A 1,303-nucleotide genomic window follows, 5' to 3' on the forward strand; every position below is an offset into this window, starting at 1 on the left:
TGAACCGCCCCGGGTTTAATGGAGGGTGTTGAATCCTTGAAAGGATGAGCACCATGGCACCACCGAAGAAATATCCAGATGAGCTTCGCCAGCGAGCAGTCCGCCTCGTGATGGACGCCCAGAAGAACCCGGCTGACCGGCGGGGAGCTTGCACCCGTATCGGTGCGCAGTTGGGCATCCCGGCCGACACGATCCGTGGCTGGGTCAAGACCGAAGAGATCGATCAGGGCGTGAGGCCTGGCACGACCACTGATGACGCGACCCGGCTGGCCGAGCTGGAGCGAGAGGTTACCGAGCTGCGGAGGGCGAACGCGATCTTGAAATCAGCGTCGGCTTTCTTCGCGGCGGAGCTCGACCGCCCCTCACGACGATGATCACTTTCATCGACCAGCACAAGGATGAATACGGGGTCGAGCCGATCTGCAGGCAGCTGCCGATCGCCCCCTCCACCTACTACGCTGCCAAGGCCCGCCCTGACTCCAAACGTACTGTCAGTGATGCAGCGACGACAGAAAAAATCAAACAGGTGCACAAGGAAAACTACGGTGTTTACGGGGCCAGGAAAGTCTATGCCGCCCTGAACCGTGTCGGCCACAAGGTCGCGCGGTGCACGGTGGAGAGGCTCATGCGCCGGTCCGGGCTGCACGGTGTGAGGCGGGCCAAGGGGCCTCGTACGACAGTGTCAGGACCCTTCTCTGAGCGGCCGGCGGATCTGGTCCGGCGGCAGTTCACAGCCCCGGCACCAAACTGTCTCTGGGTGGCAGATATAACGTACATCAAGACGTTTTCTGGCTGGGTCTATGCGGCCTTCGTGCTCGATGTTTTCTCCCGCCGCGTGGTCGGGTGGCAGCTCTCCACCACCATGCACACAGCCCTTGCGCTGGACGCGTTGGAGATGGGATTATGGACTCGTCGGCATGATCGAAAAGATGTATCACAACTTATTCACCACTCGGACAGAGGCGTGCAGTATCGTGCGATCCGCTACACCGAGCGCCTCGCCGAGTCAGAAGCCGTCGCTTCCGTAGGGGCCAAGGGTGATAGTTACGACAACGCCATGGCCGAGGCTCTCAACTCCCTCTTCAAGGCCGAGCTGGTCCGCAACAAGGGCCCCTGGACCGGCATCAATGACCTTGAAATAGCCGTCGCTGAATACATCGATTGGTACAACCACCGGCGCCTCCACGGCGAAATCGGATACATCCCACCCGTGGAAGCAGAAACCAATTACTACTCAAACCTGCCCGCCATCAAAACGATGGAACGGGTCCAATAAACCCTCCACCAAACCCGGGGCTTGACA

Annotated in this window: 1 protein-coding gene and 1 other annotated feature; the gene reads left to right on the plus strand. The window is 60.1% G+C overall.

What is annotated here, in order from left to right:
- The first annotated feature begins 53 nt into the window (after positions 1 to 53).
- Positions 54 to 1,276, plus strand: a protein-coding gene (locus ACT3TS_RS19665) for an IS3 family transposase (protein WP_444533216.1) whose coding sequence is annotated in 2 segments (ribosomal slippage) — positions 54 to 333 and positions 333 to 1,276 — 1,224 coding nt in all. Because the reading frame shifts where the segments join, the coding sequence is not laid out codon by codon here.
- Positions 332 to 445 (plus strand) — a sequence feature (AL1L pseudoknot). Its footprint overlaps the gene before it by 114 nt.
- Positions 1,277 to 1,303: the final 27 nt, after the last annotated feature.

This window comes from Specibacter sp. AOP5-B1-6 (assembly GCF_052376555.1).
Classification (GTDB): Bacteria; Actinomycetota; Actinomycetes; order Actinomycetales; family Micrococcaceae; genus Specibacter.